This window comes from Saccharothrix xinjiangensis (genome assembly GCF_039527585.1).
Classification (GTDB): Bacteria; Actinomycetota; Actinomycetes; order Mycobacteriales; family Pseudonocardiaceae; genus Actinosynnema; species Actinosynnema xinjiangensis.
Map to the genome: position 1 here is coordinate 29,628 of NZ_BAAAKE010000011.1, position 20,296 is coordinate 49,923.

Annotated in this window: 3 protein-coding genes; all 3 read right to left on the reverse strand. The window is 75.0% G+C overall.

The genetic code is table 11. The features are described 5' to 3' along the window. Window positions 1–129 precede the first annotated feature (129 nt). The 3 genes from ABD223_RS22625 to ABD223_RS22635 are packed head-to-tail and all read right to left on the reverse strand — an operon-like array spanning window position 130 to window position 20,296. Window positions 130–321, reverse strand: coding sequence for an MbtH family protein (locus tag ABD223_RS22625; protein WP_033432963.1), 192 nt, complete (start codon window positions 319–321; stop codon window positions 130–132). Further along, the gene (locus tag ABD223_RS22630) at window positions 318–1,553 is read right to left on the reverse strand and encodes an MFS transporter (RefSeq protein ID WP_344038385.1); all 1,236 of its coding nucleotides are present in this window, start codon (window positions 1,551–1,553) and stop codon (window positions 318–320) included. The genes ABD223_RS22625 and ABD223_RS22630 overlap by 4 nt, the downstream gene beginning before the upstream one ends. Continuing rightward, on the reverse strand, window positions 1,550–20,296 hold the full coding sequence (locus tag ABD223_RS22635) for a non-ribosomal peptide synthase/polyketide synthase (protein WP_380645886.1): 18,747 nt from the start codon (window positions 20,294–20,296) through the stop codon (window positions 1,550–1,552). Before ABD223_RS22635 ends, ABD223_RS22630 begins: the two co-directional genes overlap by 4 nt.

Here is a 20,296-nt window from a genome sequence, read left to right on the forward strand (position 1 = left end):
GGGGAGCGGGCGCGCGGGATTCGATCAGGCCGTCGAACCCCTCACGACGAGCGCCCCGCCGTTGGAACCGATTCAGCAAGGGTGAGCCACCCCGTGCGGCCGCCCCGCCGGCCGCACGGGGACGCGGCGTCAGCCCATGGCCGCGCGCAGGGAAGCCGGGCGCATGTCGGTCCACACCTCGTCGACGTGGGCCGAGCACTCGTCCTTGGTGCCGCGGGTGCCCTCGAACCGCCACCCGGCGGGCACGTCGTGGTGCGCGGGCCACAGCGAGTACTGGCCCTCGTCGTTCACCAGCACCTGATACGTGATGTCGTCCCTCATGCCTCTTCTTCCTCCTGAACTGGATCTTTCGCGTACCCGCGCAAGGTCGGGTTGACCGTGACGAACACCGTGATCAAGAAAATCCCCGCCGCGCACGCGATCACGGCCGCGTGCGCCGACAGCAGTTCGGTCAGCGCGCCGCCGACCAGCGGGCCGACCGCGCCCGCCGTGCCCACGACCACCGCCATCACCCCGCTCATCCGCCCGCGCAGCTCGTCCGGGGTGAGCAGCAGCTGGTACGTGCCGATGGTGGTGTTGGCGGTCGGCGCCAGGAACGTCATCAGGGCGAACATCCCGCCCAGCAGGTAGGGCGAGTCCAGCACCAGCGCCAGCGGGGTCAGCAGGCACAGCGCCCAGAACACCGAGGCGATGGACCGGAACGGCCCGAGCGACCGGTGCAGCCTCGGCGCGGCCAGCGCGCCGAGCACCCCGCCGACGCCGAGCATCGCGGCCATCACGCCGATCTCGGCCTCCGACGCGCCGCCGCCCTGCGCGAGCCCGATGACCACCAGGTAGAACGCGGTGAAGAACAGGTTCAGCACCACCGCGCACAGCGCCGTGACCCGCACCTCGGCCCGGCCCCACACCCAGCGCAGGCCCTCGCCGATCTCGCGCAGCAGGTGCTGCCGCTCCACCACCCGCTCGGTCGGCGGCACCCGCAGGAACAGCAGCGCCACGAACGCGAGCACGTGCGTGACCAGGTCCAGCAGGAACGGCAGCCACCGGGCCACGCCGAACAGCACGCCGCCCAGCGCGGTGCCGCCCATCTGCCCCAGCTGCGACCGGGCGGTGTTCATCGCCACCGCGGTCGCCAGCTGCGACTCGGGCACCAGGCGCGGCAGGCACGCGTCCTCGGCCGGCTCGAACAGCGCCCGGCACACGCCCAGCACCGCCGCCACCGCCAGGACGTGCGGCACCGTCACCGAGTCGAACCACACCGCGGCCACCAGGCCGGCCAGCGCGACCACCTGCGCCGCCTCGCAGCACAGCATGATCCGGCGCCGGTCCCAGCGGTCGACCAGGGCGCCCGCGGGCAGCCCCACCAGCAGCTGCGCCGCCGAGTCGACGGTCAGCGCCAGGCCCGCCACGAACCAGGACCCGGTGATCGCGTACACCAGCAGCGGCAGGGCCAGGACGGTGGCGCTGAAGCCGACCTCGGCCACCGCCTGCCCGCCCCACAGCAGGGCGTAGTCGCGGTTGCGCGTCAGCGGCACCGGGGCCGGTGTCGTCACAGCGCACCCCGGCAGTCCTCGGCGATGGCCCGCAGCGCCGCGGCGAAGTCGGCCGCGACCGCCTCCACCTCGGCGGTCGGGTGCGCCGACGGGTGGTGGTACCAGGTGAACCCGAGGGTCTTGCCCGCCTCGCCGACCACGTCGACCAGGTGGTCGCCCGCGTCCGCCGGGTCGTGGTCCCGGCCGACCGACGGCAGCACCGCCCGGTACAGGCCGGTCGACTCGGACGAGCCCTCGCCGAACTGGCCCAGGTAGTTGAACGACACCGCGGGCCGCCCGCCGTCGGGCACCAGGCCGTGCTGCCGCAGCGCGCCGTGGCCGAACCCGTTGCCCGGCACGGACCGCAGCTGCCGCCGCACCGCCTTCACCCGGTCGCGCCAGCTCACGGCGTCCCCTTCGCCGGGCGGGACGTCCAGCGCCACCGGGAACACCGTGGTGAACCAGCCGACGGTCCGCGAGAGGTCCACGTCGTCGAGCACGTCCTCGCGGCCGTGGCCCTCCAGGTCCACCGCGACCCGCGACGAGCCGGTCCACCGCGACAGCGCCCACGCCAGCGCGGCCAGCAGCACGTCGTTGATCCGGGTCCGGTAGGCCGCGGGCGCGCCGCGCAGCAGCGCCTCGGTGTCCTCTTCGGACAGTTCCACGGTGACCGCCGCGGCCTCGCCCTCCGGCCGGGCGAACTCCGGGAACTCCACCGTCCAGTGCCCGACCTCGCGGTCCAGGCCGCCGCCGAGCACGTGGGCCTCCAGCTTGCGCGCCCAGTCCTGGTAGGAGGTGGTCTTCGCGCCGAGGTCGCCGCCGCCGTAGACCGTCTCCAGGTCGTCCAGCAGCACCCGCCACGACACGCCGTCGACCACCAGGTGGTGCCCGACCAGCAGCAGCAGCGGCTGTTCCCGCTGGAACAGCACCGCCCGGAACAGCGGCCCCGAGCCGATGTCGAACGAGGCGTGCACCCCGTCCGCCACCGCCTCCAGGTCCGCGTCGCCGCCCACCACGGTCAGCACGTCCGCGTCGGGGTCCACGTCCTCGTTGCGCTGCCGCCACACCCCGTCCTCCAGGGTGAACCGCAGCCGCAGCGCGTCGTGGTGCGCCACCAGCACGCGCAGGGCCCGCCGCAGCGCGTCCACGTCCACCGCCGGGTCCAGCTCCACCAGGTGCGACTGGTTGAAGTGGTCCGGGTTGCGGCGGCCGGAGTGCAGGAACCAGTGCTGGATCGGCGTCAGCGGCACCTCGCCCACCACCGCGGCCCGGTCGTCGGCCGACGACACCTCCACGGTCACGTGCGGCGCCAGCGACGCGATCGTCTGGTTGGTGAACAGGTCCCGCGTGGTGAACCGGTGGCCGGCCTGCCGGGCCCGCGCCACCACCTGCATGGACAGGATCGAGTCGCCGCCCAGGGAGAAGAAGTTGTCCTCCGCCCCGACCCGCGGCACGCCCAGCACGTCGGCCCACACCGCGGCCAGCGCCTCCTGCACCGGCCCGCTCGGCGGCACGTGCTCGGCGCCGCCGATCCCGGACAGGTCGGGCTCGGGCAGCTTCGCCCGGTCCACCTTGCCGTTGGGGCTCATCGGCAGCGCGTCCAGCGGCACGAACGCGGACGGCACCAGGTAGTCCGGCAGCGTCTCGCCCAGGAACTCGCGCAGCTTCGCGACCTCGCCGACGACGTAGGCGACCAGCCGCTTGTGGCCGCGCGCGTCCGCCCGCGCCACCACGACCGCCTCGCGCACGTCCGGGTGCTCCAGCAGCGCCGTCTCGATCTCGCCCAGCTCCACCCGGAACCCGCGGATCTTCACCTGCTCGTCGGCGCGGCCGACGAACTCCAGCGCCCCGTCCCGGTTCCACCGCACCACGTCGCCCGTGCGGTACATGCGCGAACCGGGTTCGCCGTAGGGGTTGGCCAGGAACCGCTGCGCGGTCAGGCCGGGCCGGTCCAGGTAGCCGCGCGCCAGGCCGACGCCGGACACGTACAGCTCGCCGGGCACGCCGACCGGCACCGGCCGCAGCGCGCCGTCCAGCACGTGCACGGACGTGCCGGGGATCGGCCGCCCGATCGGCGGCGCGCCCGCGCCGGGCTCCAGCGGACCGCTCCACGACGTGACCACGGTCGACTCGGTCGGCCCGTAGGCGTTGACCATCCGCCGGCCGGGCGCCCACCGCCGCACCAGGTCCGCCGAGCAGGCGTCGCCGCCGACCACGAGCGTCCGGAACGACGGCAGCTCCACCCCGTCCGGCACGGTGGCCAGCGCCACCGGCGGGATCAGCGCGTGCGTCACCCCGTGCCCGTCGACCACCTCGGCGAGCTGGTCGCCCAGCAGCGGTCCGGGCGGCGGCACGACCAGCGCCGCGCCCGCGGGCCACGCCATGCACAGCTCCAGCACCGAGGCGTCGAAGCTGGGTGAGGAGAACTCCAGCACCCGGTCGCCCGGCCGCACGTCGAAGTGCGCGACCTCGGCCGCCGAGAAGGTCGCCAGCCCGGCGTGCGTCACCACGACGCCCTTCGGCCGCCCGGTCGACCCCGACGTGTAGATCACGTACGCGGGGTGCTCGGGCCGCACCGCCACCACGGGGTTGCCGTCGGGCCGGCCCGAGGTGTCCACCGGCCCGTCCAGCACGACCAGCGGTTTCGCGTCGGCGAGCATGAACTCGATCCGGTCGGCCGGGTACGCCGGGTCGACCGGCAGGAACGCGGCGCCCGCCTTGAGCACCGCCAGCTCGGCCACCAGCAGGTCGACCGACCGCGGCAGCCGCAGCGCCACGACCCGCTCCGGTCCCGCGCCCAGGTCGATCAGGTGGTGCGCCAGCCGGTTCGCCCGCGCGTTCAGCTCGGCGAAGGTCACGTCCGCCGCGCCCGTCGTGGCCAGGGCGTCCGGCACCCGCGCCGCCTGCGCCTCGATCAGCGCCACCAGCCCGGGTCCGTCCGCGCCCGGCCCGCCGGAACCCCAGGTCCCCAGCAGCTCCCGCTCGCCCTCGGGCAGCACGGGCAGCGCCCACAGCGGCCGGTCGGCGTCCTCGGCGATCCCGTCCAGCAGCACCAGCAGGTGCGCCACCAGGCGCTCCGCCGTCACCGCGTCGAACAGGTCGGTGTTGTGCTCGACCGACCCGTGCAGCCCGCCGTCGTCGGTCTCGGTGAACTCCACGGTCACGTCGAACGCGGCGCTGACCACCTGCTGCGCCACGTCCTCGGCGGCCAGGCCGGGGAAGCCCTGCGCCTGCGGCGCGTTCTGGAGCGCCACCACCGCCTGGAACAGCGGCGTGCGGCTGGTGTCCCGGTCGGGCTGCACCGCGTCGACCACCCGCTCGAACGGCACGTCCTGGTGGGCGAACGCGTCCAGCACGGTGCGCCGGGTGCGGGCCAGGAACGCGGGGAAGCCCTCCGCCGGGTCGATCCGGGCCCGCAGCGCCAGCGTGTTGACGAAGAACCCGACCAGGTCCTGCGTCTCCGGCCGCTCGCGCCCCGAGGCCACCGTGCCGATCGCGAAGTCGTCCTGCCCGGACCACCGGTGGAACAGCACCTGGCAGGCGGCGACCAGGGCGGTGAACAGCGTGCCGTCCGCGTCGCGGGCCAGCCGGCGCAGCCGGGACACCACCTCGGCGGGCACCGCGAACTCGGTCTGCGCGCCCGCCGTGGTCTGCACCGGCGGTCGCGGCCGGTCGGTCGGCAGCTCCAGCGCGGGCACGCCCGCCAGCTGCTCGCGCCAGTACCCGAGCTGGGTGTCGAGCGGTTGTTCCCGCTGCCAGGCCGCGAAGTCGCCGTAGGCGATCGGCAGCGGCGGCGGCTCCTCGCCGCCGTAGAGCGCGGCGAGGTCGGACATCAGCACGCCGCCGGACCAGCCGTCGGTGACGATGTGGTGCATCGTCAGCGCCAGCGTGTGGTCGTCGTCCGCGTGCCGCACCAGCACCGGCCGGAACAGCGGCCCGGTGGTCAGGTCGAACGGCTCGACCTCGGGCAGCGCGTCCGGCGCGGCGTCCAGCACCGGCAGCGCGACCGGCTCGGGCGGGTGGACCTCGGCGACCGGCAGGCCGTCGACCGCCGGGAACGAGGTGCGCAGCTGGTCGTGCCGCGCCACCAGGTCGGTCAGCGCCCGCTCCAGCCGCGGCACGTCCAGCCCGCCGCGCAGCCGCACCGCCAGCGGCGTCGCGTACTCGGTGCCGCCGGGCTGGAACTGGTCCAGGAACCACAGCCGCTGCTGCGCGAACGACAGCGGCGGGCGTCCCGCGGCGCGCGGGATGACCGACCCGTCCGCCGTGGACAGGCGGGCCGCCAGCCCCGCGACGGTCGGGTGCTCGAACACGTCGCGCGGCGACAGGTCGAACGAGGAGCGCAGCTTCGACACCACGCGGATGCTGGAGATCGAGTCGCCGCCCAGCGCGAAGAAGTTGTCCGCCACGCCGACCGCGTCCAGGCCCAGCACCTCGGCCCACACGTCCGCGACGCGGCGCTCGGCCTCGGTGCGCGGCGCGACGAACCCGCCCGCCGCCGACGCCTCCCGCTCGGGCGCGGGCAGCGCGGCCCGGTCCAGCTTGCCGTTGGCGTTGAGCGGGATCCGCTCCAGCGCCACGAACGCGGTGGGCACCATGTAGTCGGGCAGCGACCGCGCGGTGTGCGCACGCAACCCGGCGGCGTCCGACCCGGCGTCCGCCTCGGCGTCCGATCCCGGGGCGGGCACGTAGTAGGCGACCAGCCGGTCCTCGCGCACCACCACGGCGACCTGCGCCACGGCCGCGTGCCGGGCCAGCACCGCCTCGACCTCGCCCAGCTCGATGCGGAACCCGCGCACCTTGACCTGCTGGTCGGCGCGGCCGAAGTACTCCAGCCGCCCGTCCACCCAGCGGGCGAGGTCGCCGCTGCGGTACATGCGCTCGCCGGGCTCGCCGAACGGGTTGGCCAGGAACCGCTGCGCGGTCAGGCCGGGCCGCTTGAGGTAGCCGCGGGCCAGGCCCGGCCCCGCCACGTACATCTCACCGACCACGCCCGGCGCGACCGGCCGCAGGTCCTCGTCGAGCACGTAGACGCGGAGGTCGGGGATGGGGACGCCGATGGTGCCGTCGGCGTGGGTCCAGGTGACGTGGACGGTGGTCTCGGTGATGCCGTACATGTTGATCAACGCGCCGGGCCCGCGCCACGACTCCACCTTGCGCACGTCCAGCGCCTCGCCGCCGAAGACCACGTACCGCACCGACGGCAGCTCGGGAGCCTCGGCCAGCAGCTGGTAGAACGCCGACGGCGTCTGGTTGAGCACCGTCACGCCCTCGTCGTGGATCAACCGCGCGAAGTCGCCCGGCGACCGCGACACCTCGAACGGCACCACCACGAGCCGCCCGCCGTGCAGCAGCGGCCCCCACAGCTCCCAGACGGAGAAGTCGAAGGCGTAGCTGTGGAACAGGGTCCACACGTCGTCCGGGCCGAAGCCGAACCACTGCTCGGTCCGCGTCAACAGCCGCACGACGTTGGCGTGGGGGATGACCACGCCCTTGGGCTTGCCGGTCGAACCCGATGTGTAGATCACGTACGCCGTGCTCCCCGGCCGCACCACCACGTCCGGCGCGGTCGCCGGCAGGCCGGCCAGGTCGGGCAGCTTCTGGAGGGTCAGCACCGGCCAGGCGTCCGCGACCACGTACGCGACGCGGTCGGCGGGGTAGTCGGGGTCGATCGGCAGGTATGCCGCGCCCGACTTGAGCACGCCCAGCACGGCCACGACCAGGTCGAGGGAGCGCGGGAACTTGAGCGCCACCAGGGTTTCCGGCCCGGCGCCGGCGGCCACGAGGTGGTGGGCGAGCCGGTTGGCCCGCTCGTCCAGCTCCCGGTAGCTCAGCGACTCGCCCCGGCAGGTCACCGCCACCGCGTCCGGCGTGCGCGCCGCCTGCGCGGCGAACAGCGACGGGATGGTGTCGGCCACCGGCGTGGCCGGCGCGGCGCCGTTCCACGACACCAGCACCTGCTCCAGCTCGGCGTCCGACAGCCACGGCAGTTCCGCCACCCGCCGCAGCGGGTCCGCGCCGAGCCCGTCCAGCAGCCGCGACAGCCGCTCGCCCAGCACCTCGACGGTGCGCTCGTCGAACAGCCTCGGGTCGTAGGTCAGCTCCACGTGCAGCGAGTCGTCCGCGTACGCCCGCACGGTCAGCGGGTAGGTGGTCGTGTCCAGGCTGTCCACTTCCCCGATGGCGGGCGCGCCGTCCGGCGTGTCCTTGTCCACCGGGTAGTTCTCGAACGCCAGCAGGCTGTCGAACAGCCGCGTGCCCGCCCACTGCTGCACCTGGGCCAGCGACACGAAGTCGAACCGCCGCGACTCGGTCTGCTCCTCCTGGAGGCGGCGCAGCCAGTCCACGGCGACCGCGTCCGGCTCCACCACCACGCGCGAGGGCACGGTGTTGATGAACATGCCGGTGATCGACTCGACGCCGGGCAGCTCCGCCGGCCGGCCGGACACCGTGCTGCCGAACACCACGTCCCACTGCCCGGCGGTGCGGGCCAGCAGCAGCGCGTACGCGCCCTGCACCAGGGTGTTCACCGTCAGGCCGTGGCCGCGGGCCACCGCGTCCAGCCGGTCGACCGGCAGGTCCAGCACGACCTGCGCGGACGACTCGGCGCGGTGCGCCTGCTCCGGCGCCCGGTCGAGCGGCAGGGGCGTCGGCGACTCCACGCCCGCCAGCACGCCGCGCCAGTGCGCCTCGGCGGCGGCCTGGTCCTGCTCGGCCAGCCACGCCAGGTAGTCGCGGAACGGGCGGCGCGGCGTCGGCGCGTCACCGGCGTACTCGGCCAGCACCTCGCCGAAGACCTGCGCCGTGCTCCAGCCGTCCAGGACCAGGTGGTGCGAGGTCCACAGCAGGTCGACCTCGGTGTCCGACACCCGCCCGACCACCAGCCGCATCAGCGACGGCCCGGCGAGGTCCACACCGGCCTCGGCGTCGGCCGCGACCAGCTCCTCGGTCACCGCCTCGTAGGAGATCGGCACCCGCACGCCGCGCCGCACCACCTGCACCGGCTCGTCCAGGCCCTCCCAGACCACGCCGGAGCGCAGGATCGGGGTGCGGTCCACGACCCGCTGCCACGCCTCGCCCAGCCGGCGCGGGTCGGTCACGCCGCTCAACCGCACCCGCATCTGGTTGAAGTAGGCCGTGCCGTCGTCCACCAGGGCGTGGAACAGCATGCCCGCCTGGAGCGGGGTGAGCGGGTAGACGTCCTCCACGTCGCGGTCCGCGAGCAGGTCGACCTGCTCGGCGGTGAGCCGCGCCAGCGGGAAGTCCGACGGGGTGCGGCCCCACGCGTCCGGCCGCGCGCAGAAGGCCGCGATCTCCCGCAGCGCGTCGAGCACCCGCTCGGCGAGCGCCCGCACCGCGGCCTCGTCGTGCGCCTCGGTGGAGTACTCCCAGTCCAGCACCAGCTCACCCGCCGAGACGGCGGCGGTGATGTCCAGCAGGTGGCCGCGGACGAAGTCGCCGGGCACCTCGTCGCCGTGGTCGGCCTCGGCGACCTCGGCGTCCCACTGGCCCAGGTAGTTGAAGCACACGCGGGGCAGCGCGCCGGGCAGGTCCCGGCCGCCGTACTTCAGGGCCTCGTAGCCCAGGCCCTTGTCGGGCACCGCCCGCAACTGCTCCTTGACCGCCTTCAGCGCGGCGCCCCAGTCGCCCTCGGGGAGCTCCAGCGACACCGGGAACTGGGCGGTGAACCAGCCGACCGTGCGCGACAGGTCCACGCCGTCGAACAGCTCCTCGCGGCCGTGGCCCTCCAGCGCCACCAGCGCGCGGCCGTCGAACGCCCACGTGAGCGCGGTCAGCAGCACGTCGTTGACCTGCGTCCGGTACGCCTCGGGCACGTCGCGCAGCAGCGCCTCGGTCTCGGCGCGGCCCAGGCGCACCGACACACTGCGCGCGGTGCCCGCGGTGGTCGGCACGGGCTCCTCGACCGGCAGCCCGGCCCAGTGCGGCAGGGCGTGGTCGAACCGGCCGTCCAGCACGTGCCGGTCCAGCCGCCGCGCCCAGTCGGCGAACGCGGTGGTCCTGGGCGGCAGCGCGCCGCCGGCGAGCAGGGTCTCCAGGTCGGACAGGACGATCCGCCACGACACCGCGTCCACCACGAGGTGGTGCGCGGTGAGGAACAGCCGCCCGTCGTCGAACAGCACCGCCCGCAGCAGCGGGCCGTGCCGCAGGTCCAGCGACGCCCGCGCCCGCTCGGCCTCGGCGCGCAGGTCGTCGACCGCGACCCGGAACACCCCGGCGCCCTCGAACCCCGCTGCGTCGAACCCGGCCACCTCCTGCTGCCACACGCCGTCCACCCGCGTGAACCTGGTGCGCAGCGCGTCGTGGTGGGCGACCACGGCCCGCACGGCGTCGCGCACCGCGCCCGGCTCGACCTCGCCCAGCTCCACGACCACGGACATGGTGTAGCGCGCCAGCGGCCCGTGCTCGGTGAAGAACCAGCGCTGGATCGGGGTCAGCGGTACCGGCCCGGTGACGACCTCGTGCGCCTGCCCGGCGTGCTCGGTCACCGCGAGCGCCAGGTCCTCGACCGTCTGCCGCAGGAAGATGTCCTTGGAGGTCAGCTTCAGCCCCGCCTGGCGGGCCCGCGACACCACCTGCATGGACAGGATCGAGTCGCCGCCCAGCGCGAAGAAGTTGTCGCGCGCGCCGACCCGCTCGACGCCCAGCACCTCGGCCCAGATCCCCGCCAGCCGCGCGGGCACGCCCGCCTCCGGCTCCACGTGACCGGTGTCGTCGGTGAACGTCGGCGCGGGCAGCGCCCGCCGGTCCACCTTGCCGCTCGGCGTCAGCGGCAGGACCTCCAGCGGCACGAACGCGGACGGCACCAGGTAGTCCGGCAGCCGCTCCTTGAGCCACGCGCCCAGGTCGGTCGCCGCGCCGGTGGCGTAGGCCACGAGCCGCCGGTGGCCGTTGTGCTCGTGCGCGACCACGACCGCCTGCGCCACGTCCGGGTGCTCCAGCAGCGCGGCCTCGACCTCGCCCAGCTCGATCCGGAACCCGCGGATCTTGACCTGGTCGTCGGTGCGGCCGAGATATTCGAGGGAGCTGGACGGTGCCCGATCGTCGGCTCCGCCGACGGCTACCCACCGCACCCGGTCGCCCGTCCGGTACATGCGCGACCCGGGCTCGCCGTGCGGGTCCGCGAGGAACCGCTGCGCGGTCAGGCCCGGTCGGCCCGAGTAGCCGCGCGCCACCTGCGGGCCCGCGAGGAACAGCTCGCCCGGCACGCCCACCGGCACGGGCCGCAGGTCCTCGTCCAGCACGCGCGCCACGAGGTTGCGCAGCGGGCGGCCGATCAGCGCCCGGTCACCGGTCACCCGCGTGGCGACCGAGTCGACGGTCACCTCGGTGGGGCCGTAGTAGTTGAACGCGGTGGTCGGCGCGTCGGCCAGCTCCCGCCACAGCGCCGGCGGCAGCGCCTCGCCGCCCAGCGACAGCACCTTCGGCCGGTGCCCGCCGTCGAGCAGCCCGGCGGGCAGCAGCTGCCCCGCGTACGACGGGGTCAGGTCCATGAAGTCGATCCGGCGCGCCCGGACGTACTCGACCAGGGCGTCCGGCTCCAGCCGCACGTCGTCGGCGATCACGTGCAGCTCGTGGCCCGCCGCCATCAGCAGCGGACCCTCCCACGAGGTGTCGAACGAGAACACCGCGGTGAGCGCGACCCGCAGGCGGCCGAACCCGCCGAACGCGTCGCGGTGGTTGTGGAACAGGTTGGCCAGCTGCCGGTGCTCCACCACCACGCCCTTGGGCCTGCCGGTGGAACCGGACGTGTAGATCACGTACGCGGCCTGGTCGGGCCGCACCACCACGTCCGGTCTCGTCGCCGGGCACGCGCCCAGGTCCGGCACCTCGTCCAGCACCAGCACCGGCTTCGCGTCGGCCAGCAGGTACTCGACCCGCTCGCGCGGCAGGTCCCGGTCGACCGGCAGGTACGCCGCGCCCGCCTTGTGCGCGGCCAGGATCGCGACCACGGAGTCGGCCGAGCGCGGCAGCGACACCGCGACGACCCGCTCCGGGCCCGCGCCGTGCGCGAGGAGGTGGTGGGCCAGCCGGTTGGCGCGGGCGTCCACCTCGGCGAAGGTGAGCCGCTCCGCGCCGCACACCAGCGCGGTGGCGCCCGGCGTGCGGGCGGCCTGCGCCTCGAACAGCTCCGGGAACGCGCCGTCCGGGACCTCCATCGGCTCGCCGCGCCCGTCGGGCTCGTCGCCGAGCAGCAGCGGCGCCTCGGCCAGCGGCCGGCCCGGGTCCGCGGTGACGCCCGCCAGCAGCGCCACCAGGTGCCGGGCCATGCGGTCGACGGTCCCCGCGTCGAACAGGTCGGTGCTGTACTCGACCGCGCCGCGCAGCTCGCCGCCGGTCTCGCCGAACTCGAAGGTGAGGTCGCAGGTCGAGGTCAGCAGCGGCAGCCCGACCTCCTCGACCCGCAGGCCGGGCAGCTCCGGCACCTCGTCGCCGGTGTTCTGGAGCAGCACCATGGCGTCGAACAGGGCGTTGCGGCTCGGGTCGCGGTCGGGGCGCACCGCCTCGACCACCCGCTCGAACGGCACGTCCTGGTGCGCGAACCCGTCCCGCACGGTGGTCCGCACCCGCGACAGGAACTCGTCGAAGGACGACCTCAGGTCCACGGTGGACCGCAGCACGACGGTGTTGACGAACAGGCCGACCACGTCGTCCAGCTCGGCCCGGCCGCGCCCGGACACCGCGGTGCCGACCGCGATGTCGTCCTGCCCGGTGTAGCGGGCCAGCAGCGCCTGGGTGGCCGCGACGAGCGCGGTGAACAGGGTGTCGCCGCGCCGCGCGACCAGGGACCTCAACGCCTCCGCGACCGGCGCGGGCACGGTGAACTCGTGCATCGCGCCCGCCGTGCCGCGCACCGCGGCGCGCGGCCGGTCGGTGGGCAGCTCCAGCGGCTGGACCCCGGCCAGCCGTTCCGCCCAGTAGTCGACCGGGGGAGCCTGGTGCCAGGCCGTGTAGTCCACGTACTGCACCGGCGGTGGCGGCAGCTCCCGGCCCGCGTACAGCGCGCCCAGGTCGCGGGCCAGCACGCCGGTGGACCAGCCGTCGGTGACGATGTGGTGCAGGGTCAGCACCAGCACGTGCTCCTCGGCCGCCACCCGCACCAGCCGGACCCGCAGCAGCGGGCCGCGGCGCAGGTCGAACGGCGTGCTCACCTCTTCGTGGAGCACGTCCTCCCACGGCGCGTCCTCGACCACGAGCGGCACCTCGTGCGGCGCGTGCACCACCTGCACGCCGTCGTCGAACGTGGTGCGCAGCGACTCGTGCCGCGCCACCAGGCCGTCGAGCGCGCGGCGCAGCGCGTCGAGGTCCAGCGGGCCGTGCAGGCGCAGGGCCGTCGGCGTGACGTACTCGGTGCTGTTCGGCTCGAACTGGTCCAGGAACCACAGCCGCTTCTGCGCGGGCGACTGGGCGTAGCCGAACGGGGAGTGGCCGGGCGGGGTGTGGACGCCATCGCGCGGGATCACCGGGATGGCGTCCACTCCTGCCCCTCCGGACACCGCGGTGGCGAGCCCGGAAACCGTGGGGTGGTCGAACACGGCGCGCGGCGACAGCTGCACGCCGAACGCCGCGCGCAGCCGCGAGGTCACGCGGATGCTGAGGATCGAGTCGCCGCCCAGGGCGAAGAAGTCGTCCGTCGCGCCGACCCGCTCCAGGCCGAGCACGTCGGCGATCACCCCGGCGACGACGCGCTCCGCCTCGGTGCGGGGCGCGACGTGGTCGCCGGAGAAGTCGGGCTCGGGCAGCGCCTTGCGGTCCAGCTTGCCGCTCGGCGACAGCGGCAGCGCGTCCAGCACCACCACGGCCGAGGGCACCATGTAGTCGGGCAGCGCGCGGGCCAGCACGTCGCGCGCGTCGGTCTCCGGCGCGCCGGTCACGTAGCCGATCAGCCGGTTGCCGCGGACCACCACGGCCGCCTCGCGCACGCCCGGCACGTCGGCCAGCGCCGACTCCACCTCGCCCGGCTCGATGCGGAACCCGCGGATCTTGACCTGGTCGTCGGTGCGGCCCAGGTAGTCCAGGACCCCGTCGGCCGACCACCGCACCCGGTCACCGGTCCGGTACATCCGGGACCCGGGCTCGCCGAACGGGTCGGCCGGGAACCGCTGCGCGGTCAGGCCCGGCCGGTCCAGGTAGCCGCGCGCCACTTGGGCGCCCGCGAGGAACAGCTCGCCCGGCACGCCCGGCGGCACCGGCCGCAGGTCGGCGTCGAGCACGTACGCGGCGAGGTTGTGCAGCGGGCGTCCGATCACGGGCCGGTCGCCGGTGATCGGCGTGGCCACCGAGTCGACGGTGACCTCGGTCGGGCCGTAGTAGTTGAAGCCCCGCACCGGCGACGCGGCGACCTCCTGCCACAGCGCCTCGTCCACGGCCTCGCCGCCGAGCATGAGGGCGCGCAGCCCGCTGCCCAGCAGGCCGGCCCGCACGAGCTGGCGCGCGTAGGTCGGGGTCAGGTCGAGCATCCCGATGCCGTGCTCGGCCACGTACGCCACCAGGGCTTCCGGGTCCAGGCGCAGCTCGTCGTCCACGACGTGCAGCTCGTTCCCGGCGGCCAGGAACAGCAGGCCCTCCCACGAGGTGTCGAAGGAGAACGTGGCGGTGACCGCGAACTTCAGCGGCTCGCCCATCAGGTCGTGCCGGTTGGCGTGGAACAGGTTCGCCAGCTGCCGGTGCTCGACCACGACGCCCTTGGGCGTGCCGGTCGAACCCGAGGTGTAGATGACGTAGGCCGCCTGCTCGGGCCGCACCACGACGTCGGGCGCGGCGTCCGGCAGGCCGGCGGTGTCCGGCAGCTCGTCGAGCACCAGCGCGGGCGCGGCGTCGCGGAGCAGGAAGTCGACGCGCTCGGCGGGCAGCCGCGGGTCGATCGGCAGGTGGACCGCGCCTGCCTTGAGCACGGCCAGCACCGCCACCACCAGGTCGGCCGAGCGGGGCAGCCGCAGCGCGACGACCCGCTCCGGGCCCGCGCCGTGGGCGAGGAGGTGGTGCGCCAGCCGGTTGGCGCGGGCGTCGACCTCGGCGAAGGTCCACGACCGGCCGCGGAACACCAGCGCGGTCGCGTCGGGCGTGCGGCGGGCCTGCTCGGCGAACACCTCCGGGTACAGCGCGGTCGGCGTCTCCAGCGCGGTGCGGTTCCACTCGACCAGCACCTGCCGCCGCTCGTCCTCGGACAGCCACGGCAGGTCGGCGACGCGCGCCGACGGGTCGGCGGCGATCGCGGCCACCAGGTCGCGCAGCCACCCGGCCAGCCGCCGCGCGGTGCCGGCGTCGAACAGCCCGGGGTCGTAGGCCAGGTCCAGGTTGAGCCGGTCGGTCAGCGACGCGGTGAGCGCCAGCGGCAGCGTGGTGTTGTCCACCGCGTCCACCTCGACCACGTGCGGGGCCTCGCCGCCGCGCTCGAACGGGTAGTTCTCGAACACCACGACGCTGTCGAACAGCCGCGCGCCGACCCACGACTGGATCTCGGCCAGCGACGCGTGGTCGAACCGCCGCGACTCGCCCTGCGCGGCCTGGAGGTCGCGCAGCCACGCGCCCACCTCGGCGGTCGGGTCGACCGCGACGCGCGCGGGCACGGTGTTGATCAGCATGCCGACCATCGACTCGACGCCGGGCAGCTCGGCCGGCCGGCCGGACACCGTGGCGCCGAACACCACGTCCGCCTCGCCGGAGGCGCGGGCCAGCAGCAGCGCCCACGCGCCTTGCACGACCGTGTTCACGGTCAGGCCGGCGCGCTGCGCCGCGTCGCCGAGGTCGAGGGAGAACTTCACCGACTCGGTCGCCTCGGCGCGGTGCGCCTGCGCCGGCGGCCGGTCGAACGGCAGCGGCGTCGGGCCGGCCACGTCGGACAGCGCGGCGCGCCAGTGCGCCTCGGCCTCGGCCCGGTCCTGCTCGGCCAGCCACCGCAGGTAGTCGCGGAACGGCCGGCGCGCGGGCAGCCGCGCGGGCTCGCCGGTGGTGATCGCCCGGTACTGCTCCAGCACCTCGCCGAAGACCTGCGCGGTGCTCCAGCCGTCCAGGACCACGTGGTGCGACGACCACACCAGCTCGACCCGGTCGCCGCCCAGCGGCGTGATCCGGACCCGCAGCAGCGGCGGGGCCGACAGGTCGAAGTCGCCCTCCACCGGCCCGAACCGCAGCCGCACGTCCCGGTGCACGACCTGCACCGGCTCGTCCAGGCCCTCCCAGACCACGCTGGAGCGCAGCACGGGCGTGCGGTCGACGACCCGCTGCCACGCCCGCTCCAGCGCGGCGGGGTCGGCGACGCCGTCGAGCACCAGCCGCATCCGGTCCACGTACGCGCCGGGCTCGACCAGGCTGTGGAACACCATGCCCGCCTGGAGCGGGGTGAGCGGGTAGACGTCCTCGACGTCCGGCCCGGCGATCGCGTCCACCTGCGCCTGGGTGAGCGCCGCCAGCGGGAAGTCCGACGGCGTGCGACCCCCGACGCCGGGTTGGGCGCAGTGCGCCACGACCTCGCGCAGCCCGTCGAGCACCCGTTCGGCCAGTCGCCGCACGGTGGCCTCGTCGTGCACCTCGGCGGAGTAGTGCCAGGTCAGCTCCAGCTCGTCGCGCTCGACCAGGCCGATCACGTCGATCAGGTGGCCGCGCGCCCGGCCGGGGTCGACGTCCTCGCCGACCGCGTCGCGCCGCGCCCGGTAGAGGCCGTCGCCCGCCACGTCGAACCGGCCGTGGTAGTTGAACGAGATCTCGGGCAGCCGCGAGCCGCCCAGCGCCTCGTGGCTCAGGCCCTTGTGCGGCACCGCGCGCAGCGCTTCCTTGACCGCCTTGAGCGTGTCGCCCCACCCGGTGCCCGCCCCGTCCGGCCGGACCGGCAGCACCACCGGGAACTGGGTGGTGAACCAGCCGACCGTGCGGGACAGGTCCACGCCCGGCAGCAGCTCCTCGCGGCCGTGGCCCTCCAGCGCCACGCTCACCTCGTCCCGCCCGGTCCACTCGGCCAGGGCGCGGCCGAGCGCGCTCAGCAGCACGTCGTTGACCTGCGTCCGGTAGACCGGCGGCACGGCGGTCAGCAGCGCCTCGGTGGTCTCCCGGTCCAGCCGCACGGACACCGCGCGCACGGAGCCCTCGGTGTTCGCCCCGTCCCGGTCGACGGGCAGCGACTCGGGCTCGGGCAGCGCGTCCCAGTGCGCCCGCGCGCCGTCGAGCGCGCCGGACCGCACGTGCTCGTCCAGCAGGTGCGCCCACTGCGTGAACGGCGTGCCGACCGGCTCCAGGGGCAGGCCCCGGTAGGCCCGCTCCAGGTCGCCGAGCAGGACGCGCCACGACACGCCGTCCATCGCCAGGTGGTGGGCGGTCAGCAGCAGTTCCGGCCGCTCGCCGGGGAAGAACGCGGCGCGCAGCAGCGGCCCGGAGGTGGGGTCCAGGCCCCGCTGGGCCTCGCGGGCCGCGGTCTCCGCGTCGGCGTCGGCCTCGACCCGGAACACGTCGACCCGCTCGGGCGCGACCTCCTGCACCCACCGGCCGTCGACCTCGCGGAACCGCAGCCGCAACGCGTCGTGGTGGGCCAGCACGGCCTGCACGGCGGCCCGCAGCGCGTCCACGTCCGCGCCCGGCTCCAGCTCCACCAGCAGCGTCATCGTGTAGTGCGCCAGCGGCCCGTGCTCGGTGAAGAACCAGCGCTGGATCGGGGTCAGCGGCGCGGGACCGGTGAACACCCGCTCCGCCTCGGCCTCGGCCGCGGTGCCCGCGACCAGCGCCAGCTCCGCCACGGTCTGGTGGCGGAACACGTCGCGCGAGGTCAGGCGCAGCCCGGCCTGCCGGGCCCTGGACACCAGCTGGATGGACAGGATCGAGTCGCCGCCCACCGCGAAGAAGTTGTCCTCGACGCCGATCCGCTCCGCGCCGAGCACCTCGGCCCAGATGCGGGCCAGCTCGGCCTCCACGGGCGTGCGGGGCGCGACGAACTCGCCGTCCCCGGAGGCCTGCGGCGCGGGCAGCGCGGCCTTGTCCAGCTTGCCGTTCGGCGTCAGCGGGATGCGGTCCAGCTCCACGAACGCGGACGGCACCTGGTACTCCGGCAGCGACCGGCGCAGGTGCTCGCGCAGGTTCACCGGGCCGTCGACCACCACGTAGGCGACCAGCCTGGGGTGGCCGTTGTCGGTGCGGGCCACGACGGCGGCCTCGCGCACGTCCGGGTGGCCCAGCAGCGCGGTCTCGACCTCGCCCAGCTCGATCCGGTAGCCGCGGATCTTGACCTGGTCGTCGTTGCGGCCGAGGTAGTCGAGGGTGCCGTCGGCCAGCCAGCGCACCCGGTCACCGGTCTTGTACATGCGGGACCCGGGCTCGCCGTACGGGTCGGCCAGGAACCGGTCGGCGGTCAGGCCGGGCCGGTTGAGGTAGCCCCGGGCGACCTGCGGGCCCGCGACGTACAGCTCGCCCGGCACGCCGACGGGCAGCGGCCGCAGCTCCTCGTCCAGCACCCGCGCGGTCAGGTTGGCCAGCGGGCGGCCGATGACCGGCCGGTCGCCGACCACGGGCGTGGACACCGCGTCGACCGTGGTCTCGGTGGGGCCGTAGAAGTTGTAGGCCCGCGTGTCCGCGCCGGCCAGCTCCTGCCACAGCGCCGCGCCCAGGGCCTCGCCGCCGAGCATCAGCACCTTCGGCTTGTGCTCGCCGTCGAGCAGCCCGGCGGGCAGCAGCTGCCGCACGTAGGAGGGCGTCAGGTCGAGGAAGTCGATGCGGTGCGCCCGCACGTACTCCACCAGCGCGGTCGGCTCCAGCCGCACCTCGTCGACCAGCACGTGCAGCTCGTGGCCCGCCGCCATCAGCAGCGGCCCCTCCCACGAGGTGTCGAACGAGAACACCGCGGACAGCGCCACCCGCATGTGCTCGCGGGCGAAGTCGGTGACGTGGTTGTGGAACAGCTGCACGAGCTGCCGGTGCTCGACCACGACGCCCTTGGGCAGGCCGGTCGAGCCGGAGGTGTAGATGACGTAGGCGGCGTTGGCCGGGCCCACCGGCACCACCGGCCTGGTCGCCGCGCACGCCGACGCGTCGACCGGCTCGTCGATCACCAGCACCGCGCCGGAGTCGCCGAGCAGGTGCGCCCGGCGCGCCTCGGGCAGGCCCGGGTCGACGGGCAGGTACACCGCGCCCGCCTTGAGGATGCCCAGGATGCCGACCACGGCGTCCACGCCGCGCGGCAGCGACAGCGCCACCACCTGCTCGGGCTCGACGCCCTCGGCCACCAGGTGGTGGGCCAGGCGGTTGGCCCGCCGGTCCAGCTCGGCGAAGGTCAGCCGGTCGTCGCCGCACACCAGCGCGGTGGCGTCGGGGGTGAGAGCGGCCTGCGCCTCGAACAGTTCGGGGAACGTGGTGGCGGGCACGTCCAGCTCGCGACCGCGACCGTCCGGCTCGTCGCCGAGCAGCAGCGGCAGCCGGACCACGGGCCGGTGCGGGTCCTCGGTGATCGCGGCCAGCAGGGTGAGCAGGTGCCGGCCCATCCGGTCGACCGTGGCCGCGTCGAACAGCTCCGTGCTGTACTCCACCAGGACGTGCAGGCCCTCGCCGCCCGCGGTGAAGTCGATGCTCAGGTCGAAGTTCGCCTGCTCGCGGGTCAGCGGGTGCTCCTCGACCCGCAGTCCGGGCAGCTCGGGTAACGCCCGCCCGGCGTTCTGGAGCACCACCATGACGTCGAACAGCGGCGTGCGGCTCGGGTCGCGCGGTGCGCCGACGGCCTCCACCACCCGGTCGAAGGGCACGTCGTCGTGCGCGAACGCGTCCAGCGCGGTGCGGTTGACCTGCGCCAGCAGCTCGACGAACGACCGTGAGGTGTCCACAGTGGACCGGATGACCACGGTGCCGACCAGGAAGCCGACCACGCCGGCCAACTCCGACCGGTCCCGGCCGCTGGTCACCGTGCCGACCGCGATGTCGTCCTGCCCGGAGTAGCGGGCCAGCAGCAGCTGGCAGGCCGCCATCAGGGTGGTGAACAGCGTGGTCTCGTTGTCCCTGGCCAGCCGGGCGAGCCGGTCGGCGAGGTCGCGCGGCACGGTCAGCTCGTGGGTGGCGCCCGCGGAGGTCCGCTCGGCCGGTCGCGGCCGGTCGGTGGGCAGCTCCAGCGGCTGGACCCCGGCCAACTGCTCCCGCCAGTACCCGACGTCCACCGGTCTGCCCTGCTGCCACACGGCGTAATCGGCGTACTGCAACCGCGGCGGCGGCAGCTCCTCGCCCCGGTACAGCGCGCCCAGCTCCTCGGCCAGCAGGCCCAGGGACCAGCCGTCCACCACGATGTGGTGCGTGGTCAGCAGCAGCAGGTGGGCGTCGTCGGCCTCGCGCTCCAGCGCCGCCCGGAACAGCGGTCCCCGGCGCAGGTCGAACGGCCGGTCCAGCTCCGCCTTCAGGTCCTCCACCGGCACGACGTCCAGCTCGACGCCGTCGTGCACGACCTGGACCGGACGCCCGTCCACCTGGTCGAACGTCGTGCGCAGCGACTCGTGCCGCCGCACCAGGCCGCGCAGCGCGGCGGTCAGCCGGTCGAGGTCGAGCGCGCCGGTGAGCCGCAGCGCCAGCGCGCTGGTGTACTCGGTGCTGTCGGGCTGGAACTGCGCCAGGAACCACAGCCGCTGCTGACCGGCCGACAGCGGCAGCGGCCGGTCGCGCGGCGCGGGCGGGATCCCGTCGGCGCGCGGCGCGGCGGCCGCCACCTTGCCCGCGAGCCGTTGGCGCAGCTTCTCCCGCAGGTGCTCGGGCAGGGCGGAGATCCGGTCGTCCTTGGACGTGGTCAT

Excerpts from the sequence above, each read along its gene's own strand:
- ABD223_RS22625 (WP_033432963.1), bottom strand. The coding sequence starts at position 321 with ATGAGGGACGACATCACGTATCAGGTGCTGGTGAACGACGAGGGCCAG.
- ABD223_RS22635 (WP_380645886.1), bottom strand. The coding sequence starts at position 20,296 with ATGACCACGTCCAAGGACGACCGGATCTCCGCCCTGCCCGAGCACCTG.